This window comes from Clostridium sp. JS66 (assembly GCF_033561535.1).
Taxonomy (GTDB): Bacteria; Bacillota; Clostridia; order Clostridiales; family Clostridiaceae; genus Clostridium_AM; species Clostridium_AM carboxidivorans.
Genome location: NZ_CP131467.1, coordinates 5,198,540 through 5,223,416, shown reverse-complemented (window position 1 = coordinate 5,223,416; position 24,877 = coordinate 5,198,540). Strand labels below are relative to the sequence as shown.

Genomic DNA, 24,877 nt, shown 5'->3' with positions numbered 1-24,877 from the left:
AAGGTGGATAGATTAATTTATTCAGTATTAGTTGCATTTTTTATATCAATTTTAGAAGGTCCTATTATAATTCCATTACTGCATAAACTTAAATTTGGACAGAGTATAAGAGAAGAGGGACCAAAGAGTCATCAAAAAAAATCGGGAACACCTACTATGGGAGGAATAATATTTATACTATCGTCCTTTATAACTATGGCTCTTGTAATAAAAAAACCAGGCGATGAAGCTATGATTGCTTTATATGCTTTTGTAGCCTTTGGAATAATAGGTGCGTTGGATGATGGATTAAAGATTTTAAGAAAGAAAAATTTAGGACTTAGGGCTTATCAAAAAATGCTATTACTTTTAGGTGTATCAGGATGGTTTGCATATTATGCAGCTAAAAATCCGGATATAGGAACTTCTATAATAATACCTTTTGCACATAGAACTGTGAATTTTGGATGGTTTTATATTCCATTTATAGTATTCTATTTTGCATGTGTAACTAATGCAGTAAACTTAACAGATGGACTTGACGGATTGGCAACATCCGTTACATTATTAGTTATGACTTTCTTTGCCTTAGTAAGCTTTGCTATGGGACACTATACATTAGCAATATTTTGTGCTGTAGTTGCTGGTGCGCTTTTAGGATTTTTGAGATATAATGCCTTTCCGGCAGGAGTTTTTATGGGAGATACTGGTTCATTAGCTTTAGGTGGAGCTGTAGCAACAGTAGCTTTGATATTAAAATTACCATTATTGGTTATAATAGTAGGTGGAATATATGTAATGGAAACATTATCCGTAGTTATTCAAGTAGCATCTTTTAAACTTACAGGAAAAAGAATATTTAAAATGAGTCCAATACATCATCATTTTGAACTATCAGGCTGGCATGAAACTAAAGTAGTTTCTGTGTTTTGCATTGTTACAGTAGTATTATGTTTATTTGCTTTTTTGTCTTTGTAAGTAAATGTTTAGTCTGATAAAAGTAATTTATGTAGGAGGATATAGGGATGAGTAAACCCACTAGTAAAATGGGGCCTATTGATTTTGTATTATTTTCGACTATAATGCTTTTAGTGGCAGTTGGTGTTGTCATGGTTTATAGTGCTAGTTCCTATAGTGCATATTTTAATCCACACATAAAAGATAGTACTTTTTACTTGAAAAAGCAGGCAGGAGCAGCTTTAGTAGGAATTTTATTTATGTTTATGACTATAAGGCTTGATTATCATAGAATTAAAAAATATACTAAAATAATTATGATAATTACTGTGGTACTTTTGACAGCAGTTTTTGCTTTTAAACCTGTAAATGGAGCACAAAGATGGATACAAATTGGAGGATTACCATCACTTCAGCCATCTGAATTAGCAAAATACATAGTGGTATTTTATATGGCTAAGAGTATAGAAAGCAAAGGAGAAAAAATAAAGACATTAAAGTATGGTATTATACCTTATCTTATTATATCTGGTTTTTATGCAGGGATGGTTTTTAAGGAGAAAAATTTAAGTATAGCAGCAGTAATAATGATAGTTACATTAATTGTACTTTATGTAGCAGGTGCTAAGACATCGCATATGTTAGGTTTATTAGGCTTAGTAGGTTTAGCAGGAGCAGCAGGAATAGCATTTGAGCCATATAGATTGGCTAGGTTTAGTAGTTTTTTAAATCCATGGGCTGATCCAAAGAATACAGGATATCAGTTGATACAATCTCTTTTAGCTTTAGGCTCTGGAGGAATATGGGGTGTGGGTCTTGGAATGTCAAGACAGAAGTGTTACTACATACCTGAACCTCATAATGACTTTATATTTTCTATAATTGGTGAAGAATTAGGTCTTATAGGTTGTACAATTATCATCATATTGTTTATTATCCTTATATGGAGAGGAGTAGTAACGGCAGTAAAGGCAAAAGATACTTATGGAACTCTTTTAGCTACAGGAATTACGTCAGTTATAGCAATACAAGCCATAATCAATATAGCTGTTGTTACAGGATCAATGCCTGTAACTGGTGTACCACTTCCTTTTATAAGCTATGGAGGATCAGCTTTAGCCATCAATTTAGTGGCCATGGGAATACTTCTAAATATATCCAGACAAAAAGAATATTAATATTTATTGTAGCATTGCAATTAGCAATGCTATAATTTATGTAATTAAATAAAATTTAATGAAAAATTTAATGAAATTAATTTAATAGAGTGTTATTATATATATATCTTAAAAAGTTGAGGTGGATTGATATACTATGGCTTTAACTTCTCCAAAAACAGAAAATGAATTGATTTTAAGAAGAAGAAAGCGAAAAAGAATAAAAAAAATATTCATGCTATTTATTTTACTGTTATCAATATGTATTACATTATGTTTAAAACATCCTTATTTTAATATAAAAAACATTGAGGTAAGTGGAAATAGAAATATTTCATCTAAAGAAATTGTTGATTTATCAACGTTATTTAAGGGTAATAACATATTCTATATAAATGTTCGAAATGGTGAAAATAACATTTTAAGCAATCCCTATATTTCAGAAGTACAAATAAAAAGAAAATTGCCAGCTACAGTACAAATAAATATAAAGGAAAGAGAAGCTTTATTTTATAATGCAAAAGATAATAAGTATTTTATAGTAGATAAAAATGGAGTAGTCCTTCAAAAAAAGGATGATATAAAGGGAATGCATTTAGTTAAATTGGATGGCTTTGATTATGATAAAAGTGAAATTGGTAAAGTATTAAAAAATGATGACAAATCAAAAATAGACATAGTTACTAATTTAGGAGATATTATTTTAAACAGCAAAAATACAATTGGAATTACTTATATAGATCTAAATAGTACTATAGATATAAAAATATATTTTGGTGATATGTGTGTTAAACTTGGTAGAAGCGACAACCTTGATAAAAAGGTTAATGAAGCTTTGAATATAATTAACAGCAAAGGATTAAAAGGTGCTAAGGGATACATAGATGTAAGCTTTGATGGTAATCCTGTATTTTTTATTCAAAAGTAGGAGGATGTTAAAAAATGCGTAAGGTTAACGCTCAAATAAGTGTTGCTGTAGTACTAGGTATTTTAGGGTTTATGCTTGCATACCAGCTTAAGACTATTGTAAGGCAAGATAAAACATTGAACCTGACTAACAAAAATGGTACAGATGTTACTGTTGAAATTGAGCAATATAAAAAACAAAAACAAGAACTTGAAAGTAAAGTTAATGATCTTCAAAACCAAATTAAAAATTATGAAAATGCAGCAGCAGGAAAAAGTGATGCAACAAAAAATCTTTTAAAAGAGCTAGAAGATACTAGAGTACTTACTGGAACTACAGATGTACATGGACCTGGCATAACTGTTTATCTCACACCTGATGCCAGATTTTTGGGAAATAATATAGGAGATCATATAACGGATAAACATTTGGTGTATTTAGTAAATGAGTTAAAGTTTGCAGGTGCAGAAGCTATATCCATAAATGATATAAGAATACTTTCAAGAACAGGAATAAGAACTGCAGGAAGCTATATTTTGATAAATGATGAAAAAATATCTCCATCCAGCAGAATTGTTATACAAGCAATAGGAGATAAAAATTTATTATATGGAGATATGAGTTTTCCGGAAGTTTTTGCTGATTTCAAAGGTTTGTGTGATGTGAAATTTGAAAAGTCAGATGACATTACAATTAAGAAGAATAATAAAACTTATAAATTTGAATATGCAAAACCAGTACAATAGTAAATAAGTTAAATATATAATAGTTTTGGAGGGTGGTATAAAGTGATTGGTTTTATTGGACTTATAATTGGAATAATTGTTGGTATTGTATGGAAAGTAAATATTCCAGAACAATTTTCTCCATATATGTCTGTAGCAATACTAGCTTGTTTAGATTCCGTATTTGGTGCAATAAAAGGAAGCTTGTCAAAAAAATTTCAACCAGATATATTTATTTCAGGATTTTTTGGAAATGCAGTATTGGCAGCTGGACTTGCATACTTAGGGGATAAGATGGGAGTACCTATATATCTTGCAGCAGTAATAGTGTTTGGAGGAAGAATTTTTGATAACTTTGCTACTATAAGAAGATTATTAATAGAGAAGGCAAGAAATCATCAATGAGGTGAGATAAATGAAAAACAATGAAGCTAGCACTTTTGTTTTTATAGCCTCAATAATTATAGGTATATTAATATCTATGAATATTAGCTTTACAAGAACTACAGATAGGGTTTTTTTAAGTGCAAAGCAATATCAAGATTCTTACAATTATAAAAATAAGCTTTATAGTGATATAGCAGCGCTCATACAACAATATCAAAAATACAATTCTAAGCTTGTGGAGTATAAAAGTAATGAAAAAAATGAAGAGCAAGTTACTAAGGGAATAATTGAAGAATTAAATGAAAATAATATTATTTTAGGAAAAGTTGCTCTAGAAGGACAAGGAATAAAAATAAGCTTAAATGATGCAAAGGATGAAGATATAGAAAATTCTTTTGCATATGAAAAGGCGTTAAGATTAGTTCATGATATGGATATTATGCAAGTAATAAATGACATTAAAAATTCAGGAGCAGAAGCTATAAGTATAAATGGTCAAAGAGTAGTTGATAAAACTGAAATATACTGTAGTGGTGCTTTTTTAAGAATTAATGGTGTTAAAATGATGGCTCCTTTTACAATTTATGCTATAGGTAACAAAGAAGTTATGTATAATTATATGCTGTCAAATGAAAACTATTTAAAAAGCTTAATAACAAGAAAAGTAAGAGTAGATGTACAGCAATGTGATAATTTAAATGTTCCAGCCTATATTGGAGAACAAAAGAATGCACTAATAAGTAATAAAAATGAATAATATTATTCAATGAAATTTGGATTTTAATAATATATTATAATTAATTAAATTTTTATTTAAATTTTATTGATTTATTGAAGGATTTTTAAATTTTATGAAGAATATACTTATGAAGGATGTATTTTATACCATTAAAATTGCATAAAATTACAAGTTCAATTGGACAGCAAAAGGAGACGATGGAATTGTCAATTGAAGAAAATGTAAGGATGATAAGAAATACTATAGAAAAAGATGTTACTTTAATAGCAGTTTCAAAGACTAAACCTGTTGAAGAAATAAGGAAAGCATACGATATAGGAATTAGGGACTTTGGAGAGAATAAAGTTCAAGAACTTATAGATAAATATGATAAACTTCCTAAAGATATAAAATGGCATTTAATAGGTCATCTTCAAAGGAATAAAGTGAAATATATAGTAGGAAAAGTTCACCTTATTCAATCTTTAGATAGTATAAGACTTTTACAAGAAATAGATAAGCATTATTCTGCAAATAATGAAATAGCTAATACTCTGATTCAAATAAATATAGGCAGAGAAGAAAGCAAAACAGGTATTTTGTTAGAGAAATTAGATGAACTGTTACAACAGTGTGAAAACTGTAATAATGTAAAGGTTAAAGGACTTATGGCTATTATACCACAGGCTACAGAAGAAAGTTGTAGATGCTATTTTAGGAAAATGAAGGACATTTTTGAAGACCTAAAGAAGAAAAGCTTTAAAAATATACAAATGGACATTTTATCTATGGGTATGAGTGGTGACTACTCAATGGCCTTACAAGAAGGGTCAAACATGATAAGAGTGGGTCAAGGCATATTTGGAAAGAGAAATTATAATAATTGAGGAGGGTAAATTAAATGTCAGGTAAAGTTATAAGTAAGGTTATGGGTTTTTTAGGCCTAGAGGATGATTTAGAAGAAGAAATAGAAGAAACAGAAGAGAGAAGACAGGAAAGAGCAGTAAATGATACAACAGCTTCAGTAGAGCCAATTATATCAAATTCAAAAAGACAAAATAAGGTGGTAAGTATACATACTACTATTGCTGCTAAGGTGAAAATAGTAAAACCTACTAGTTATGAAGAAGCAGCAGATATTTGTGATGAATTAAAGAATAGAAAAATTATAGTTATAAATACTACAGGATTGGAACAAAGAATAGCTCAAAGACTTTTAGATTTTATGGGTGGAGCAAGTTATGCTCTAGGAGGAGATTTAGAAGAAGTAGAAAGAGGAGTTTATTTACTGTCACCAGCAACAGTAGAGGTTAGCAATGATTTTAAGAGTGAGCTATCAAGTAAAGGGATTTTTGGCTGGAATAAGTAGTGTTCGGAGGATAAAATGATAAGTGGTACTTTAGTAGTGGCGCTAGATTTATTATTTAGGTTTCTTGAAGGTGCTATATTATTGGATGTAATCCTTTCATGGGTTATGCCTGGAAGAAGTAATGGTTTCTTAGACTTACTTCATATATTTACAGATCCATTTATGATTCCAGGAAGGAAAATTCAAGAAAAGCTTATGCCTGGTTTTATGATAGATTTTTCACCTATACTTGCACTAGTAATACTAGATGTGATAAGAAAAATTGTGTTTAGTATATTGATATAGTTGTGAATAAAAAAGATTTTTTAAATAAGGTAAGTTTTTTAGAAAATAATATAGCTTCCAATATCTATGATAAGATTATTTTAGCCAAAAAAATTAATAAAGTAATATGTACAGGAGAATTTTATACTCCTAAGACTTGGAAAACCATAGAAAGTTTAAGTGAGGAAATTGGTATAAATGTTTGCTCTTATGGTATTTTTGAAGATGCAGAAAGGAAAGTTATAGCTTTTTCCAATGATCATGTATATTGTTATCCTGTCACCCTTATTAGAGTTAACGGAAAGTCAAAATTTAATAATCTTAGACATAAGGATTATTTAGGGTCTCTAATGGCATTAGGTATTAAGAGGGAAAAATTTGGAGACTTAATACTTAGCAATGATGGATGTTATGTTGCTGTGCAGGAGGAAATAGTTGATTATATAAAAATGAATTTAATCAGTATAGGCAAAACTCACTGCACAATTGATGTTTTAGACATATATAGTTCAGAAATTCCCAAATATGACTTTCAAAAAATTATTGTGAATGTTTCTTCTCTTAGAATTGATTGTGTAATAAGTACTCTGTGTAACATATCAAGAAGTAAAGCTGAAGAATTGGTAAGGCAAGGAAAAGTTTTAGTAGACTATTCAGAGGATTTTAGGAAGAATAAAATTTTGAACTGTGATACAATAATAACTGTAAGAGGGTATGGAAAATTTAAAATTGTAGAAGAAGTTGGATGGACGAATAGTGGAAAAGTAAAAATCCTTGTAAAAAAATTTATTTGATTTGAGGTGAGCAGTTCACAATGAAGATAACTTCAATGGATATAACAGAAAAAGAATTTAGAAAGGTTTTAAGAGGGTATAGTGTAGAAGAAGTAGATGATTTTTTAGACAAAATAGCTGAAGAATATGAAGTTCTTTACAAAGAAAATTCAAATTACAAAGAAAAACTCTCAGGCATACAAGAAAAAATAGAACATTATAATAAAATGGAAAACACAATACAAAATACTTTACTTTTAGCGCAGAATGCATCTGAACAAGCTAGAGAAAATGCTAAAAAAGAAAGTGAATTAATATTAAAAAATGCTAATGATGCAGCTCAGAAGATAATTGATAAGGCCCATAGTGATGTAATTCAAATTACTGATGAGTTTGAAAGAATGAAGCAGGAATTTTGTAAATTTAGAACTAAGTTTAGAAGCTTTATGGAATCTCAATTAGAAATGTTTGATGATATGGAAAAGGAATTTGTTAAAAATTATAATGTAGGCTACGAAAGTAGTGAAAATGTAAATGAACCTATAAAAAATGAAGAAATTAGGGAAAAAGAAATAGAGATTATACCAGAAAAAAATTCAAACAGTCATATAGTTCCAAAATATGAAGATTCAAAATCAGATCCAGAGTTTTATAATAACGAAAATGAACTAGAAGAAATTAAAAATTTCTTTGTAAAATAAGAAATCCACTCAGTAAGAGTGGCTTTTTTATTTTTACGCTATTTAAATAGAAATATTGCATATATGGTATAATATAGATATGATTTAAGCTTATAATAAAGGTGGTGAAATGAATGAAGGAAATAATTGTTGACACAGGAGACAAAAAGTATAGTGTTTATATAGATAATAATATTAATAAGTTTCATACCTTATTTGAAAAAAACAGAATTAAGATAAGTGAAAAAATATTTATTGTTACAGATAGTTTAGTATATGAATTGTATAAAGATATAATAGAGCATATTAAGTCAGAAAATAATTGTAAAGTTTTTTGCATTGCTCAAGGGGAAAAGGAAAAAAATATTTATACCATACAAAATGTATATGATTTTCTTTTGGAAAACGATGCTAATAAAAATAGTACTATTATAGCCTTTGGAGGAGGAAATGTTGGAGATTTAGTGGGTTTTGTTGCATCAACATATATGGGTGGAATAAAACTTGTAAATGTACCAACAACGCTATTATCTCAAGTTGATAGTTGTATAGGTGGAAAAGTAAGATTTAATTATGGAAACGTTAAAGATTTAATAGGAAATTTTTATAACCCTGTATTTGTATATGTATGTACTAGATTTTTAAAAACATTAAGTAATAAAGAATTTAAAAATGGTTTAGGTGAAGTTGTTAAATATGGAGTAATTGGTGATGTAGAGTTATTAAATTTTATAAATTTGAACTATAAATATATACTAGAAAGAGAAAATGACAAATTAGGTCATATAGTAAAAGAATGTTTAAGAATAAAATCAGAAGTATTATTTGGAGAGTTTAGAAACAAAGGGTTAACAAATGTATTAGATTTTGGTCATATTATAGCACATGGAATAGAAATGTCATCTAAATTTACAGTATCATATGGAGAAGCAGTAGGTCTTGGAATACTTGTTTCTATAAAGTTATCTCAAAATAAATTTACGATACCTCTAGATACATATGGTAAAGTAGAAAGTATATTAAAAAAGCTTAGTATGCCTGTAAAGTATAAAGTTGACAATTATTCTTCATTTATGTATGCTATTAACCATGATAAGAAAAATAACGATAAATTAAAATTTGTGCTTTTAGAGTATAAAGAAAGGTGCAAAACAAAAGTAGAGGTCAGTGAGGAAGAAATTAAGATGGCCTTAAAAGAAAGTATAAACAGGGGGTAAAAAGATGGTAATAGGAATAATAGGAGCTATGGATGAAGAGTTAGAAATTTTGTTAAAGGAAATGAAGTTAGATAGGAAAGAAATAAAAGCCAATATGCTTTTTAATTCAGGAAAAATTTATAATCAAGAAGTAGTAGTTGTTAGAAGTGGTATTGGTAAAGTAAATGCAGCTATATGTACTCAAATATTAATAGATGATTTTCAAGTAGATAAGGTAATAAATGTTGGCATAGCAGGAGGTATTGGAAAAGATGTATATCCAGGTGATATAGTTATAGCTAATAATCTTGTTCAACATGATATGGATACTTCAGCTTTTGGAGATCCTATAGGTCAAATTCCAAGATTGGATACCTTTGATTTTAAATGCGATACTGATCTTATAGATAAAGCTAAAGCAGCTTGCAAAAATATTGAAAAAAGCAATAGCTTTATTGGAAGGATAGTAACAGGAGATCAATTTATTTCTGATACGCAGAAGATAAAGTGGTTGAATGAAAAATTTGAGGCACTAGCTTGTGAAATGGAAGGCGGAAGTATTGCACAGGTATGCCATTTAAATAATATACCTTTTGTAGTTATAAGATCCATATCTGACAATGCTAATAATGGAGCACATATGGATTATGAGAAGTTTGCGCCAATAGCTATAAAAAACTCAACAGATATTTTAAAAAATATGCTTATGAATATTTAAATTGATTTTGTATGAAAAAGTTGTATTTAAAATATACTTTCTAAAAAACAATTTTATGAAATTAATTTGATTCCATAATTATTTCCATAACTGCAGAATAAATAAAATATTTTTAGTAAAAATAAAATTAGGTTATTTTTACTCTATAATGAGAAAGGAGTTCTGGGGTTATGAATAATGAAAGATTGGAGCATTTTAGAAAAAAATTGGAATTGGAAAAAAAGAGGGTATATAGTTTGTTAAAGCAAATGGAGGAAAATGAAACTATTAATTCTAACGCTGAACTATCTACAGAGTTATCTTTTTATGATAATCATCCTTCAGATATTGCTACTGAAATTTTTGATAAGGAAAGAGGAATAGCCTTTAAAGGCAATGAGTTGTCTATTATAAAAAAAATAGAGAATTCACTTTCAAACATAGATAAAGGTACTTATGGGAAGTGCAGTATATGTGGTAAGGATATAAAAGAAGAAAGATTAGAATTTATTCCTTATACAGATCATTGTGTGGAATGCCAAAAATGGCTTAGTAATTCTTATTCAGATGAAAAAAGAAATACACCTATAGAAAAGCAAGAACCTGGTTATCCTTTTGGATATGGACATAACGATCGCAGAGATGAAGTAGGCTTTGATGCAGAAGATAGTTATCAAGCTGTAGGAAGGTTTAATAGAATAAAAAATGTAATAGATGTATATAGTGATGAAGATGAGGATTATGTGGAACCAATAGAAAGAATAAGTAATGAACAGTATAAAAATCAATTACCGTAGTAATTGAAATGGAAAAGTTAACGAGAAGATTCTTGTTAACTTTTCCTAAGCTTTAAAAGGGGGATGTAAATGGAATTACTAATAATAATTTTGGGATTGATATTGGATAGAGTTACAAAGTTATGGGCTCTTAAAGAGTTATCAAATACCTCCGGAATAGTTGTAATAAAAGACTTTTTTGGACTTTTTTATTTAGAAAACAGAGGAGCTGCCTTTGGTATTTTGCAAAATAAGTTAGTTTTTTTAAGTATAGTTACATTTATTGTTATGATAGGTATAATCTATTATATTATAAAATATAAACCTACTTCAAAATTACTTAGAATAAGTTTGGCACTTATAATAAGTGGAGCTATAGGCAATTTAATCGATAGAACCTATTATAAGTATGTAGTAGATTTTTTAACTTTACATTATAAAGATGTATACTACTTCCCTACCTTCAATGTGGCTGATGTTTTAGTAGTAACAGGAACCTTTTTATTAGCAATTTATTTAATAAAGGAAGATAAGTATGGAAACTAGAGAATTTGTTATAGATGAAAATTCAGTGAATGCTAGGTTGGATTTATTTTTATCAGAAAGAATGGAGGATAAATCTAGATCTTACATACAAGGACTTATAGAAAAGTCACAGGTAAAAGTAAATGGAATTTTAAAAAAGAGTAATTACAAATTGAAGATAAAAGATAAAGTACTTATTACTATACCTGATCCTGTTGGATTGGATATAGAGCCTGAAGATATACCATTAGATATAGTTTATGAAGATAGTGATGTTATTGTGGTAAATAAACCACAGGGTATGGTGGTTCATCCAGCTTCAGGGGTTTATACTGGTACATTAGTCAATGCTCTTTTAAATCATTGCAGTGATTTATCTGGCATAAATGGAGTAACAAGACCTGGGATAGTGCATAGAATAGATAAGGATACCTCAGGTATATTAGTGGTTGCTAAAAATGATAAGTCTCATAATAAGTTAGCAGAGCAACTTAAGGATCATTCTATGACTAGAGCCTATACAGCGTTAGTTGAAGGAGTTTTAAAAGAAGATGAAGGTACTATAGATAAACCTTTAGGAAGACATCCTGTAGAAAGAATAAAAATATCAGTGATTAAGGATGGCAGAAGAGCAGTAACTCACTATAGGGTATTGGAAAGATTTAAAAGTAATACTCTTGTAGAGTGCGTGTTAGAAACGGGGAGAACACATCAGATAAGAGTACACATGGCTTATATAGGACATCCTTTAGTAGGAGATCCAGTTTATGGTTATAAAAAGCAAAGGTTTAACTTGAATGGACAAATGCTTCATGCTAAAAAGTTAGGTTTTATACATCCCAGCACTAATGAATATATTGAATTTACGTCTGATTTGCCAGATTACTTTAAAAAAGTATTAAATGTTTTAAGAAATGAATTGAAATAAAAAAAGTATTATGTTATCATAATTAAGATGTATAAAAATTTAATAGTATACCTTTAAGACGATCCTGTGAGATCATAAGGCAAAAGTTGTATGTGTATAATTATGCTCATGATCTTCATCATGAGTTTTTTTATTAGGTAAATAGGGGGGATTTTTGTGAAAACTAAAGCAGTTGTTTTAGATGATAAAGGCATAAAGAGAACTTTAACTAGAATATCTCATGAAATAGTAGAAAAAAACAAAGGAGTAGAGAATATTATTCTTGTAGGTATTAAAAGAAGAGGATATCCTATAGCTCAAAGAATCTCAAAAATAATAGAGCAGATTGAAGGAGTAAAAATCCCTGTGGAAACTGTTGATATTACTCTTTATAGAGATGATTTAAGTAAGTTATATGATCAACCTAAATTAAAAGATGCGGATTTAATTGATGTAGAAGGTAAAAAAGTAATATTAGTAGATGACGTAATATATACAGGAAGAACAGTTAGAGCTGCTATTGATGCTGTTATACATGCCGGAAGACCTGAATTGATACAACTTGCTGTATTAATAGATAGAGGACATAGAGAACTTCCAATAAGGTCTGATTATGTGGGAAAAAATATACCTACTTCTAGAAACGAGGTAGTATCAGTTCAAATTTCTGAAATAGATGGAGCTGATATTGTAAAAATTGATGAATTATAAAAATTAAATAAATCATAATTTTAAATTAGTCCAGTGAGGCTAAAAAAGGAGAGTTTAAATGAAAAATATTGTAGATGTAGAAGAAAAATTACCTATAGGAATTACTATTCCTTTGAGTTTTCAACACCTTTTTGCTATGGTAGGAGCTACCATACTTGTTCCTATTCTTACAGGAATGAGTCCATCTATTGCTCTTTTCTGTAGTGGTGTAGGTACACTTCTTTATATAATTTGTACTAAAGCAAAGCTTCCAGCATATATAGGTTCATCCTTTGCATTTATAGCACCTATGATGGTGGCTTCTAAAAATTATGGACCAGAAGCTATGCTTTCAGGTGTTTTAGCTGCAGGAATGGTTTATATTGTAGTATCCATTATAATTAAATTTTGTGGAGTGAATTGGCTTAATAAGGCGTTGCCTCCAGTAGTTGTTGGATCTATAGTTATAGTTATAGGTTTGGGATTGGCAGCAACTGCTATAAATTGGGCAGGCTTAAATTCAACTTATACAGATGCATCACTACAAAGTGTACCAAGATGGGCATGGATTACAGTATCTATGATCACATTAGGTGTGGGGATAATTGGAAGCATGTATTTTAAAGGTTTCTTGGGAGTAATACCAGTACTTGTAGCTATAGTAGTAGGATATATAGCAGCATTATGTTTAGGAATCATACCTCATAAAGCTGTAGAGGCAATAGTTAGTGCTAAATTGTTTAGACTGCCTCCTTTTATGACACCTAAATTTAATTTAAGCGCTATGATGCTTATGGCTCCTGTATCGTTTGTAACTTTAGCAGAACATATAGGGCATGTATATGTTACTAATAATGTAGTTGGAAGAGATTTTACTAAAGAACCAGGTCTTCATAGATCAATTTTAGGTGATGGTGTAGCTACTATATTTGCAGGACTTGTTGGAGGACCTCCAAACACAACTTATGGAGAAAATATAGGAGTTATGGCTATAACAAAGGTATATAGTGTTTGGGTAATTGGTGGAGCTGCAATAATAGCAATAATACTTTCTTTTATAGGACCTGTAGCTGCAATAATTGAAAATATGCCGCTTCCAGTTATTGGTGGTGTAAGTATATTACTCTTTGGTATAATAGCTTCATCAGGATTTAGAATATTTGTTGAAGATAAAATTGATTTTGGTAAGAAGAAAAACTTGTTGTTAGCATCAGTTATTATAGTAATAGGAATAGGTGGAGCAGCAGTTAAATTTAAATTTAATGGAGCAGATGTAGAAATAGCAGGAGTAGCATTAGCTACCTTAGTAGGAATTGTATTAAACTTAATATTGCCTGAAACAAGTGCAACTGAAGAGGTTGAAGTACAAGATGATTTGAAAGATGATTTAGAATCTAAGTCAAGCAAAGCTGTATAATATATACCAGGTACTGTATTACTTTACAGATACCTGGTATAATTTTTTTAAGGAGATGATAAGTTAATGAAAAAAAATATAGGTTTTATAGTTGGATTAGTATTAGTTGTTGTGATTTCAATGGCCGGATTTGTTGTATATAAATCTCACAGCTCTATGGTTAAAACTAAAAGTGCAGCTGCGCCAGTAGATAAAGTAAGTACTAAGCAAGTTAAATCAAATAGCAATAATAGCAATAGTGCAAGTAATAATGCTGAAAAAACTAAAAGTTCTGCTCCAGTTACAAATAGTTCTCCAGAGGTAAAGAAAAAGATAATAGTAATAGATCCTGGGCATGCTGATAGATCTAATTTAGAAAAGGAACCTTTGTCACCTGGTTCATCAGAAATGAAAATAAAGGATGGGGGAGGAGCTGAAGGTGTAGTTACTAAAACTCCGGAATATAGTGTAAACATGAGTGTATCAATGAAGCTAAAAGCTTTATTGGAATCAGAAGGATATACAGTAAAAATGACTAAAACAAAAAGTTCTGAGAGTTTAGGCAATGTAGAAAGAGCAGAAGTAGGAAATAAGGAAAATGCAGACTTAGTTATAAGGATACATGCTGATTCAAGTGATAGTAGTAAAGTTAGCGGAGCATCAATGCTGGTTCCTGAACCTATAAATGAAAATACTAGAAGTATAAATGAAAAAAGTATGTATTATGGAAAGACAATTTTAAATACTTTAGTAAGTGAAGTTGGTATGAACAATAGGGGTGTTGTACAAAGAAATGACATGACAGGTTTTAACTGGTCAAAGGTGCCTGTAGTTTTAGTGGAAATGGGTTTTTTGTCTAACCCACAAGAAGATAAATTATTGTGCTCAGATGAATATCAAAGTAAATTAGCGCAAGGATTATGTCATGGAATTAAAGCAGTAGTTAAATAATACTTTTAAAAATTATTGATTATGAGTATAATTATGTTTGATATGAATTTATTTTGGTAAAATAGATAATAAATATAAATATACTTGGAGGAAAAATATGAATTATACACTAATTGCTACAGCAACTTTTGGATTAGAAGCCATAGTAGCAAATGAATTAAAAGAACTTGGATATTATGATTTAAAAGTTGAAAATGGGAAAGTAACTTTTGAAGGTGATGAACGAGATATAGTAACTTGCAATATGTGGCTTAGAACTGCAGATAGAGTATTAATAAGAATGTCAGAATTTAAAGCTCAAAGCTTTGAAGAGTTATTTCAAGGTACTTTAGCAGTAGAGTGGGGAAAGCTCATGCCAAAGGATGCTTTTATGCATGTAGTTGGTAAGTCTGTGAAATCTACATTATTTAGCGTTCCAGATTGTCAATCTATAGTGAAAAAGGCAGTAGTAGAAGCTATGAAAAGGGAATACAACACAGAATGGTTTAGTGAAGATGGTGTCGAATATAAAATAGAAGTTGGAATTCTTAAAGATATAGTTACATTGACAATAGATACATCTGGTGCTGGACTTCATAAAAGAGGCTATAGGGCACTTGCAGGTGGAGCACCTATGAAGGAAACATTAGCAGCAGCTTTAGTACTTTTAAGTAAGTGGGACCCTTCTAGAATTCTTGCAGATCCTATGTGTGGATCAGGTACTATAGCCATTGAAGCTGCTCTTATAGGTAAAAATATAGCGCCTGGATTAAATAGAAGCTTTGTTTCTGAAAGCTGGGGTATAATTCCTAAAAATATATGGGAAGAGAATAGAAAATTTGCTCGAAATGCTATAAACAATAATGAAGTTAAAATATTAGCTTCAGATATGGATGGCAGTGTAATTAGAATAGCTAGACAAAATGCTGAAAAAGCTGGAGTAGCAGATTGCATAGCTTTTCAAAAAATTCCAGTGCAAGAGTTTAGTTCAAAAAAAAGATATGGATTTATAATATGTAATCCTCCATATGGAGAGAGACTAGGAAATGAAAAGCAAATAGAACAACTTTATAAACAAATGGGTGAAGTTTTTCAAAATTTGAACGATTGGTCTTACTTTGTAATAACTTCTCATCCAGAATTTGAAAAGTATTTTGGATTAAAAGCTAATAAAAATAGAAAGCTTTATAATGGAAGAATAAAATGTTATTATTATCAGTATTTTGGAGCAAAGCCAGAGAATCAGAAAAAATTTAATACAACGGAATAAGTATAATGCGAAGCAAAGCTTCGCATTATTTCAGATTGTTCAAGAACCCAGCACTTTTAAAAGTGCTGGGTAAAATTATCGATTCTAATTTATGCGGTAGTATTTATAGAAAATATCAACATCTTCAAATATTTGTAAATAGTTGTTTCGTAAAATCAAAAAAATGTGCGATAGCACTCTGGCTATCTTTTTCATATTCTGAACTGCTGCCGTAAGTAGGCATTGTTCAGAAACTTTTTTGATTCCACGCAAACGAGCATAGCGTAGACCATGAAGATTTTTTGAATCTGCAAAGCTACGCTCAATTTTTTCTTTTCGTCTATTATATATACTTTTTCCTTTTTCTGTCTTGGTAAACTTAAAAACTTCTTCTTTATAGTCCTCCCAAACATGGCGTCTAATAGTTCTAAAGCTTGCTTTATCTGAAGTTAAACATTTATCTCTATATTTACAGTTTGTACAATTATCTGAATTACTAACATATTCTTTATAGCCTTGTCTATTGGTTGTTTTATATTTTAATAGGTACTTATTTTCACAAACATAACCATCTAAATCTTTAACATACTGAAATCTATATTTTGTAAATTTGCCTTTAACGTGCGGTCCTAGTCTAAAGCCTAAAACGGCCTTATAACTTTTCTCAGAAAGTTTTTTACAAATTGGATTAGTTGAATAACCAGCATCAGCAACTACATATTTTGTGTGAAAATTAAACTTTTCTATTTGTGTTTTTAATCTATCAATATAAGGATCTACATCATTAATATTTCCTGGAGTTACGTAGACATCAGTTATTATATTGTATTTGCCATCTACTGTTCTATGATCCAAATAGAAGAAACCTTTCGGTTTACCTTCTCTAACCATGTATCCACTTTCAGGATCTGTAGTGCTTACTTTTATTTCTTTAGTTTCAGCTATTTTTTCTTTTTTTTTAAAGGTTTTTTTCCATGTTCTATTCTATCTTTATCAATATCTTTTTCCAGTTGTTCAAGATATCCTTTAGTTGACTGAGTAATTATTTCTTTAGTAAACTTATTTTTATTAGCGTTAGCTTTTAAGTGAGTTGAATCTGTGTATAAAATTTTACCATCTACTAATTTTTTATTTATAGCTTGAAGTACAATATTATCAAATATCTTTTGATATATATTGGTATCTTTAAATCTTGCTATTCTATTTTGACTTATAGTTGAATGACTTGGAATTTTATCTGTAAGATTATATCCCAAAAACCATCTATAAGCTACATTAACTTCAATATCTTTAACAAGCTGACGTTCTGAACGTATACCAAATAGATATCCAATAAAAAGCATTTTAAATAAGACTACTGGATCTACTGATGGCCTACCATTATTGTGACAATATAAATCTTTTATTAGTTCTCTTATAAAAGAAAAATCAATATATTTATCTATTTTTCTAAGGATATGGTTTTTGGGAACTAAATTTTCTATATAAACTAATTCTAATTCATTTTGTTTTTCTGAATTATTTGTAAGCATATATTACCTCCGTAAAAACCCTATCGGGTTAATTTTATCTATATTATATATTCGACATTTATACAGAAAATCCTTTTTGAATCAAAAAAATCCCTATCGGGCAAAAAATTAAAAGAGCTGCTGACAAAATATGTTTATCAACAGCCTGTATAATGCGAAGCAAAGCTTCGCATTATTTTTATCTTGTAAATTTATTGCAGTTGTTGTATAGATGGTTTTTCAGGATTTATAAAAATAGTTTTATTAGTATAGTAGATTACCATTCCTGGCTTTGAACCATTAGGTTTATGCACATTTTTAACTTCAGTGTAATCCACAGCTACTTTTGTAGAATCTTTAGATTTACTATAAAAAGCAGCTAACTTAGCAGCTTCTTCTAAAGTTTTATCTGGTATATTCCCAAAATTTTTTATTATTACATGTGAGCCAGGAATATTTTTAGTATGCATCCACATATCTCTTTTATCTGCAAATTTTAATGTTAGGTAATCATTTTGAAAATTATTTTTACCTACATATATTTCAATGCCATCACTAGATATAAATTTCATAGGCTTTAAAGGTTTTATTTTTTTGTTATTGTGATTTTTCTTGAATCTAAGGTACCCAGTTTCCATTAGCTCCCTTTTAATTTCTTCTATACTTTCATAATCTTCTGAGTTCTTTATATTAGTTAATACAGATTGTAGATAATCTACATCTTTTTTTGTGAGTTCTAATTGTATTTTAGAAGCTTCCTCAGTTTTTTTGAGTTTATTATATTTTTTAAAATAGTGTTGAATGTTTTGAGAAGGAGTTTTATTCACATCTAGCTTAATGTCTACATAGTCCATATTTTCATCATAATAGTTTTGAAGCTTTGCAACTTTATCTCCCTTTTTAATACTATAAATATTGGCTGTTAAAATTTCGCCATATATTTTGTATGTATCTTTGTTTTGGCATTCATTAAGGGAATTTTCTAGTATATCTATTTTCTTATAACACCTTTCCAAATTTACATTTATGAGCTTTTGTAAATCAGAGCTTTTGCTGTTTAATCTATCATGTTTATCCTTAGAAAAATAAAATTCTTCTAAAAGTACTGAAGGTGAAGAATAAGTTTTTTGTGTATATTCTTTAAGTGATTGTAGATTTTCACAGTAAAAATCCTTCACTACTCCATTTAATGAATAGGACGCAAAATAGTAATTATCTTGTTTTATATTATCAAAAACTCTTCTAGTTAAATCATATATGCTACCTAAATTTGCTTCAGAAAACTCTTTCTTTTCATTAACAAATTCATAAAAAATTTCATTAGAGAATTGAGAACTAACTCCTGTAAATACCTTAGAAAAAAAGCTTTTTTCATATTTTACATTGTTTTTTTCTACAAAAGCTTTAAATTCATCTATAGTATAATTGAAAGGACTTAGTTTTGGAGAATTAGGAGGCAGTACATATTTAATACCAGGATATAAAAATCTTATAGTGTTTATTTCTGGTGTAATATGTTTTATACTGTCCATAATAAATTGATCTCTATCACGAACTAATGTTATGTTACTGTGTCTTCCCATGATTTCTATAGCTAAAGTATAAATACTATTAAATCCTAGCTCATCCGTACTTTCAAAGTCCAGAAAAATTACTCTATCTGTATCCAGCTGCCTTATGTTTGTTAATTTTCCAGTGTTTACATGTTTTCTCAAAACCATGCAGAATAATGGAGGCTGCATAGGATTTGTTTTAGATAACTGGGTAAGATGAATTTTAGGATAAACGGAACTAGCACTTATTAAGAGTTTATAAGTTTTTCTTTGATTTTTTATAGACAAAATTATTTCATCTTTTTCAGGTTGATTTACCTTTTCAACTCTTCCATTTAATAAATATTTTTTTAATTCATCTATTACGCTATGTATAAAAATACCATCCAAGGCCATATATTATCATCCTCTCTGCAAGTTAAATTAGTTAATTTGTATATACTCATATATATCTATAGTATTATATCATTTTGAAATTTTAAAATAAAGGTTGTGTATGCTTTGCAAATGATACAAAATGTTAATAAAACAACTTATTAATAAATTATTGCTAAATTTAGTTTCTAGTAGTAAACTTATTTTGAAGTTTATTCATTTATTAAGAATATATTAAAATCACAAGTTATTTTATGATAAGAAGGGTGGATAATTATAGTGAAGTTTACGAAAATGCAAGGAACGGGAAATGATTTTATAGTAATAGATGATAGAAAAAATAGTTTCTTAGGTAAAGAAGGAGAATTAGCTAAAAAACTTTGTGATAGAAAATTTGCTATAGGTGCAGATGGAATATTATTAGTGAGAAATAGTGATATTGCACAAATAAAAATGATTATAATGAATGCAGATGGTTCTTATGCTTCCATGTGTGGAAATGGTATAAGATGTTTTGCTAAATATGTGTGGGATGAAGATATAGTAAAGGGAGAGTCTATAACTATAGAAACAGGTGATGGTGTAAAAGAAGCTATTTTACACTTAGAAAACAATAGTATAAAGGAAGTAACTATTAATATGGGTACACCTTCTTTTGAAGTGGAAAAAATACCTGCAAGGTTCAATGAAGAAGTTATAAATAAGAGAATAAAAGTAGAAAACAAAGAGTATAATATAACAAGTATGCTTATGGGAGTTCCTCATACAATTATATTTGGAAAACTTGAAGATTATAATGTAGAGGAAGGAAAGTCTATAGAAAAATGTGAGTTCTTTCCAGATGGTACAAATGTTAATTTTTGTGAAGTAGTAAGCGGCAATAAAGTTAAAGTGAAAACCTGGGAAAGAGGAGCAGGTCCTACTTTAGCTTGTGGCACAGGAAGCTGTGCTTCTGTTATAGCTGCCAACAAATTATCACTTACTGCTGGAAGTGTAGAAGTTCAAGTACCAGGTGGAAAGCTCTTCATAGAAATAAAGAAAAATGAAGTTTTCATGACGGGTCCTGCAGTAGTTTCTTTTAAAGGGGAATATGAATTGTAAATGAAATTTTTTTTAAAATCTGTAATTTTAATTATTACATTTTTAATAAGCTTAACTTTTGTTTCATGTGGCATAAAAAAAGAGCAAAAGGTGGAAGAAAATAATGTACCCAACTATTCAGAAGTTACTGTATTGGAAAATAGCAATGGTAACTTTAATGCTTTCAAAATAGATGACAAAGCTTTGGCAAGTGTTGGGAGCACTACAGGTAATGTTATCGACATGGCTTATAATGTTAAAAATTCAGTTTATGTACACTCTATAAGTGTGCCAAATGGTGAAAATTCCAGTAAAAACATTATAGATATAAATTCATCAGGAAAAAAACTTCAGTTAAAAGATTTTTATTCTGCATTGGATTTAAAACTAAACAATAATGGAAATAAGCTGGCTTTTAGGACTTTTAAAAGCAATTCGCTAAGTAGTGCAGAAGGAATGAAAGTATATGATATAAAAAATAATAAATATTTAAAATTAAAATCAAAAGTTTTGGTTTCAGGTAAACTTTATGAATGGATAGATGAAAACAAAATAATTTATTATGGAAGTATAGAGGGAGAAAAAAATTCACAGAAGATATATATGTATGATTTTAATAAGGATAAAGAGGAAGTTTATTTAGATAATATAAGTGGAAATTGTGTATATTTTTCTCCTATGAAAAATGGTATTCTAATTTTAAGCAGCAAGGCAGATAGTGAGCAGTTGTATTATTATGACATGAAAAGTAAAAATGCTAAAAATATAACTGCTAATTTAACAGAAATATATAGAACTGTTACAAATTATAAGAATGATGAAGTCTTTATTTTAGGAACTGAAGGTGGTCAAACAAATGCATTATATGTGTTTTCTTATAAAGATTTAAATCTAAAAAGACTTACTTATGATTTTCCTAAAAATTTAGATGTGTCAGCAGGCTTAGCAATAGACAATAATGATAATGTATACTTTTGTGGTATGGAAAATTTAGAACAAAGCATTAAAAAAGATGTCTATATGTATAATGAAAAAGAAAATTCTGTGAATTTAATATCTGCAGAACAAGGTAATTATAGTGTTTATGGTAGTGTGAGATGAAATAGTAATGTCAAACTAAATCTTTTAGTTTGACATTACTATTTTTATTTAGAAAATTATTTTTTAATATAAAATATAAATATACATAACATTCATAAAAATATTTATCAAGTATAGAGTCATTTAATAATCTATAAGGTTATAAGCCAGATTTAAATCCTTTTCCATGTATTTCAGAAGCATCTGAAATAGAGATAAAAGCTTGTTCATCTACAGAAGTAACTAAATTTTTTAAATCGGGTAATTGGGAAAGTGTTACAACGCAATAAAGTATCTTTTTAGTATCTTTATTATAAGCACCTTCTCCATAAAGAAAAGTAATACCTCTATTAAGTTTTACCATTATGAGTTCTGATATTATTTCTTCTTTTTTGGTAATAATAAAAACAGCTTTTGATTGGTTAAAACCTTTTACTATATTGTCAAGAACAAAAGAAGTTATGTACATAGCTATTAAAGTGTACAAAGCACTAGGTAGTCCAAATATAAAAGCACTAATACTTACAATAATTAAATTAATATAAAAAGATATTTTTCCTATGTTGAAATTAGTATATTTTCTTTTAAATAGCATGCAAATTATATCCAAGCCCCCCGTAGAACCTCTGTGAGCAAATACCAAGCCACTACCAATCCCACTAACTACACCACCATACAAGCAAAAAAGCAAACTATCATTTATATTTAAAATATTAGATATAGGTTCAGTTAATATTAGTGACAAAGAAAAAGCCAAGGTACCTATTAAGGAAAAAATGGTAAACTTTTTATCTAATTTTATTATGCTCAATATAAATAAAGGAATATTGAGTAGAATAATTACATAACCTGCTTGGATTTTTAATAAATATTGAAATATAAGTGCTAATCCTGTAACACCACCACTCAAAAGTTTAGCGTGAATTAGAAACATATTTACACCAATTGCTCCTATAAGGCTTCCGAGCGTAATAAATAAAAAGTCAATAAAATCATTTTTGTTTAAAAATTTTGTAAGCATTTAATAATCCCTTTCTAATTATTTATTATTCTATATAAGTTTTGTTTAATAACATACATTTATGAAAATATATTTATAGATTTATGTGAGTAAGAATTCTGGCAGGATTCGAAACATCATATACATTGAAATTTTATGTAATATTAATTTCACAATATAAATTATATAGCACAAAAATAAATAATCAAGAAAAATTTTACTTTTGCACGTTTTACTATATAAATTTAGATTGATATTTTGATGTTTTTTTGATTAACAAGTTATAATATATATCATTATAAGAAATAGTATACACTATATACAGTAAATGTGACTAAATAATTTTGTATTCAAACAAATTTTTTGTACTTTAACTTTTGACTTCACTAAAAATTTGAATGTGTCTGCAGGTTTAGTAATAGACAATAATGATAATTTATACTTTTGCGGTATGGAAAATTTAGAACAAAGCATTAAAAAAGATGTCTATATGTATAATGAAAAAGAAAGTTCTGTGAATTTAATATCTGCAGAACAAGGTAATTATAGTGTCTATGGTAGTGTAAAATAAAGTAAGAGGCATATGATTTAATCATATGCCTCATTTGTGTTTAAAAATAACTTACCTGGTTATAATTTCAAGTAACAATATGATAAATGGAGGCTTAAAAATAATTTAATTATGAGTAATGAAAAGTTAGAATATATTGATTTAGAAAGTATAAACATTCAAGATGAAATGGTAAAGAAAATACCAGAAAATATTGCTAGAGAAAATTGTTTAATAGCTGTTAAAGAACAGGATCAATGTCTATATATTGTAGTTAATAAAGATCCAGATATTTTATTAAAAGATGAGCTGAAATTTATAAGTAATAGGGAAGTAAAATTTTTTCATGGAGATAAAAATAAAATAGTAGATGCAATAAATACTTATTACTGTAAATGCAGTGTAGAGAAGGCTATAAAGACTATTAAGATAGAAAAAAAGTTTCACGACGTAAAAAATGGATATGAATTTACAAATGATGAAAGTTTACAAGAAGCGCCAGTAGTTAAAATTATTAATTCTATAATAAATATGGCTATATCTGAAAAAGCTAGTGACATCCATTTAGAACCATTTCAAAGTGATGTATTAGTAAGATTCAGAATAGATGGTATTATAAGCTGCTTTACAAAAATACCCAAGGATATATATCCACTTGTGTGTACAAGATTTAAAATAATGGCTTCTATGGACATTTCAGAAAAGAGGATACCTCAGGATGGCAAAATTAAGTATGTTTATGAAAATAAAAATTATGATTTTAGAATTTCCACTCTTCCTACTATATTAGGAGAAAAAATAGTTATAAGAATATTGTATAAATCTGAGGATGTAAAGGTTTTAGATTCTTTAGGATTTTTAAAAAATGATGTTGAAGCCATAAAAACCATGCTGAAAAATTCCCACGGGATAATTTTGATAACCGGACCAACAGGTAGTGGAAAATCAACTACATTATATTCTATGCTTGACACTTTAAATAAAAAGGAAAAAAATATTACAAGTATAGAAGATCCTGTAGAGTGCATTATGGATAATATAAATCAAGTTAAAGTAAATAATAAAGTAGGACTTAGCTTTGCACAAGGTCTTAAAAGTATACTAAGACAGGATCCAGATGTGATAATGGTTGGAGAAATAAGAGATGAAGAAACAGCACATATAGCTATAAGAGCAGCAATAACAGGTCACTTAGTTTTAAGTACTTTACATACTAATAGTGCTGTTGAATCGGTACTTAGACTTTTAGAAATGGGAATCCCCTCATATTTTATAGAGGATGCCTTAATTGGAGTTATATCACAAAGATTAGTAAGAAAAATTTGTTATCTTTAGTGATAATCGTATAGACAGTAAAATTTAATTTAAATGCATGAAACACTAGTAATATTCAGATATTGGACAAGTATTAAGAGTATATATTAATAGTACTTAAAGTAGTAAGTA

At 28.7% G+C, this 24,877-nt stretch carries 26 protein-coding genes; 23 read left to right on the top strand and 3 right to left on the bottom strand.

Annotated elements, in window-relative coordinates; all coding sequences use genetic code 11:
- The first annotated feature begins 3 nt into the window (after positions 1-3).
- The 20 genes from mraY (at position 4) to Q6H37_RS24125 (ending at position 16,303) form a co-directional block, all read left to right on the top strand.
- Positions 4-957 carry a phospho-N-acetylmuramoyl-pentapeptide-transferase gene (gene mraY / locus Q6H37_RS24220; protein ID WP_318737222.1) on the top strand — a complete coding sequence of 318 codons (954 nt, stop codon included), beginning with the start codon at positions 4-6 and terminating at the stop codon, positions 955-957.
- A 47-nt stretch (positions 958-1,004) separates the two neighbouring features.
- Positions 1,005-2,114 (top strand): stage V sporulation protein E, encoded by a 1,110-nt coding sequence (gene spoVE / locus Q6H37_RS24215; protein WP_318737220.1) that lies wholly within the window; start codon positions 1,005-1,007, stop codon positions 2,112-2,114.
- A gap of 136 nt (positions 2,115-2,250) precedes the next feature.
- Positions 2,251-3,021, top strand: a complete 771-nt coding sequence (locus tag Q6H37_RS24210; protein WP_318737218.1) for a cell division protein FtsQ/DivIB — start codon at positions 2,251-2,253, stop codon at positions 3,019-3,021.
- A gap of 14 nt (positions 3,022-3,035) precedes the next feature.
- Positions 3,036-3,746, top strand: a complete 711-nt coding sequence (locus Q6H37_RS24205) for a DUF881 domain-containing protein (protein ID WP_318737217.1) — start codon at positions 3,036-3,038, stop codon at positions 3,744-3,746.
- Between the two features lie 42 nt (positions 3,747-3,788).
- On the top strand, positions 3,789-4,130 hold the full coding sequence (locus Q6H37_RS24200; RefSeq protein ID WP_007063495.1) for a small basic family protein: 342 nt from the start codon (positions 3,789-3,791) through the stop codon (positions 4,128-4,130).
- Positions 4,131-4,140: 10 nt separating this feature from the next.
- The gene (locus Q6H37_RS24195) at positions 4,141-4,869 is read left to right on the top strand and encodes a DUF881 domain-containing protein (RefSeq protein WP_318737215.1); all 729 of its coding nucleotides are present in this window, start codon (positions 4,141-4,143) and stop codon (positions 4,867-4,869) included.
- 116 nt (positions 4,870-4,985) lie between these two features.
- Complete coding sequence (locus Q6H37_RS24190) at positions 4,986-5,717, top strand: YggS family pyridoxal phosphate-dependent enzyme (RefSeq protein ID WP_318737213.1); 732 nt, start codon at positions 4,986-4,988, stop codon at positions 5,715-5,717.
- 14 nt (positions 5,718-5,731) lie between these two features.
- Positions 5,732-6,199 carry a cell division protein SepF gene (locus Q6H37_RS24185; protein WP_318737211.1) on the top strand — a complete coding sequence of 156 codons (468 nt, stop codon included), beginning with the start codon at positions 5,732-5,734 and terminating at the stop codon, positions 6,197-6,199.
- Between the two features lie 15 nt (positions 6,200-6,214).
- Positions 6,215-6,484 carry a YggT family protein gene (locus Q6H37_RS24180; RefSeq protein ID WP_318737209.1) on the top strand — a complete coding sequence of 90 codons (270 nt, stop codon included), beginning with the start codon at positions 6,215-6,217 and terminating at the stop codon, positions 6,482-6,484.
- Positions 6,485-6,486: 2 nt separating this feature from the next.
- On the top strand, positions 6,487-7,257 hold the full coding sequence (locus tag Q6H37_RS24175) for an RNA-binding protein (protein WP_318737207.1): 771 nt from the start codon (positions 6,487-6,489) through the stop codon (positions 7,255-7,257).
- Between the two features lie 20 nt (positions 7,258-7,277).
- Positions 7,278-7,937 carry a DivIVA domain-containing protein gene (locus Q6H37_RS24170; protein WP_318737206.1) on the top strand — a complete coding sequence of 220 codons (660 nt, stop codon included), beginning with the start codon at positions 7,278-7,280 and terminating at the stop codon, positions 7,935-7,937.
- A gap of 113 nt (positions 7,938-8,050) precedes the next feature.
- Positions 8,051-9,133, top strand: a complete 1,083-nt coding sequence (locus Q6H37_RS24165; protein WP_318737205.1) for a 3-dehydroquinate synthase family protein — start codon at positions 8,051-8,053, stop codon at positions 9,131-9,133.
- 4 nt (positions 9,134-9,137) lie between these two features.
- The gene (locus Q6H37_RS24160) at positions 9,138-9,830 is read left to right on the top strand and encodes a 5'-methylthioadenosine/adenosylhomocysteine nucleosidase (RefSeq protein ID WP_318737204.1); all 693 of its coding nucleotides are present in this window, start codon (positions 9,138-9,140) and stop codon (positions 9,828-9,830) included.
- 170 nt (positions 9,831-10,000) lie between these two features.
- Complete coding sequence (locus Q6H37_RS24155; RefSeq protein WP_318737202.1) at positions 10,001-10,606, top strand: TraR/DksA C4-type zinc finger protein; 606 nt, start codon at positions 10,001-10,003, stop codon at positions 10,604-10,606.
- Positions 10,607-10,675: 69 nt separating this feature from the next.
- On the top strand, positions 10,676-11,131 hold the full coding sequence (lspA, locus tag Q6H37_RS24150; RefSeq protein WP_318737201.1) for a signal peptidase II: 456 nt from the start codon (positions 10,676-10,678) through the stop codon (positions 11,129-11,131).
- The gene (locus Q6H37_RS24145; RefSeq protein WP_318737199.1) at positions 11,121-12,038 is read left to right on the top strand and encodes an RluA family pseudouridine synthase; all 918 of its coding nucleotides are present in this window, start codon (positions 11,121-11,123) and stop codon (positions 12,036-12,038) included. Before lspA ends, Q6H37_RS24145 begins: the two co-directional genes overlap by 11 nt.
- A 156-nt stretch (positions 12,039-12,194) precedes the next feature.
- Positions 12,195-12,728, top strand: coding sequence for a bifunctional pyr operon transcriptional regulator/uracil phosphoribosyltransferase PyrR (gene pyrR, locus Q6H37_RS24140; RefSeq protein WP_007063844.1), 534 nt, complete (start codon positions 12,195-12,197; stop codon positions 12,726-12,728).
- 58 nt (positions 12,729-12,786) lie between these two features.
- Complete coding sequence (gene uraA, locus Q6H37_RS24135) at positions 12,787-14,124, top strand: uracil permease (RefSeq protein ID WP_318737196.1); 1,338 nt, start codon at positions 12,787-12,789, stop codon at positions 14,122-14,124.
- A gap of 66 nt (positions 14,125-14,190) precedes the next feature.
- Positions 14,191-15,054, top strand: coding sequence for an N-acetylmuramoyl-L-alanine amidase (locus tag Q6H37_RS24130; protein ID WP_318737194.1), 864 nt, complete (start codon positions 14,191-14,193; stop codon positions 15,052-15,054).
- Positions 15,055-15,151: 97 nt separating this feature from the next.
- Positions 15,152-16,303 carry a class I SAM-dependent RNA methyltransferase gene (locus tag Q6H37_RS24125; RefSeq protein WP_318737192.1) on the top strand — a complete coding sequence of 384 codons (1,152 nt, stop codon included), beginning with the start codon at positions 15,152-15,154 and terminating at the stop codon, positions 16,301-16,303.
- Between the two features lie 84 nt (positions 16,304-16,387).
- On the opposite strand, the gene Q6H37_RS24120 is transcribed toward Q6H37_RS24125, so the two are convergent.
- A protein-coding gene (locus tag Q6H37_RS24120; RefSeq protein WP_412523864.1) for an IS1182 family transposase occupies positions 16,388-17,814 on the bottom strand; the annotation gives its coding sequence in 2 pieces (ribosomal slippage) (positions 16,388-17,226 and positions 17,226-17,814; 1,428 coding nt in all).
- Positions 17,815-18,005: 191 nt separating this feature from the next.
- On the bottom strand, positions 18,006-19,742 hold the full coding sequence (locus Q6H37_RS24115) for an NFACT family protein (protein ID WP_318737191.1): 1,737 nt from the start codon (positions 19,740-19,742) through the stop codon (positions 18,006-18,008).
- Between the two features lie 258 nt (positions 19,743-20,000).
- Here Q6H37_RS24115 and dapF point away from each other — a divergent pair, with 258 nt between their 5' ends.
- Positions 20,001-20,822 (top strand): diaminopimelate epimerase, encoded by an 822-nt coding sequence (gene dapF, locus Q6H37_RS24110; protein WP_318737189.1) that lies wholly within the window; start codon positions 20,001-20,003, stop codon positions 20,820-20,822.
- On the top strand, positions 20,823-21,902 hold the full coding sequence (locus Q6H37_RS24105) for a DPP IV N-terminal domain-containing protein (RefSeq protein ID WP_318737187.1): 1,080 nt from the start codon (positions 20,823-20,825) through the stop codon (positions 21,900-21,902).
- A 139-nt stretch (positions 21,903-22,041) separates the two neighbouring features.
- Here Q6H37_RS24105 and Q6H37_RS24100 read toward each other — a convergent pair whose 3' ends face one another.
- A complete protein-coding gene (locus tag Q6H37_RS24100; RefSeq protein ID WP_318737186.1) occupies positions 22,042-22,902 on the bottom strand; it encodes a YitT family protein in 861 nt (286 codons plus the stop codon).
- A 661-nt stretch (positions 22,903-23,563) separates the two neighbouring features.
- On the opposite strand from Q6H37_RS24100, the gene Q6H37_RS24095 reads away from it, so the two are divergent.
- Positions 23,564-24,766, top strand: a complete 1,203-nt coding sequence (locus tag Q6H37_RS24095) for a GspE/PulE family protein (protein WP_318737184.1) — start codon at positions 23,564-23,566, stop codon at positions 24,764-24,766.
- The last annotated feature ends 111 nt before the right edge of the window (positions 24,767-24,877 follow it).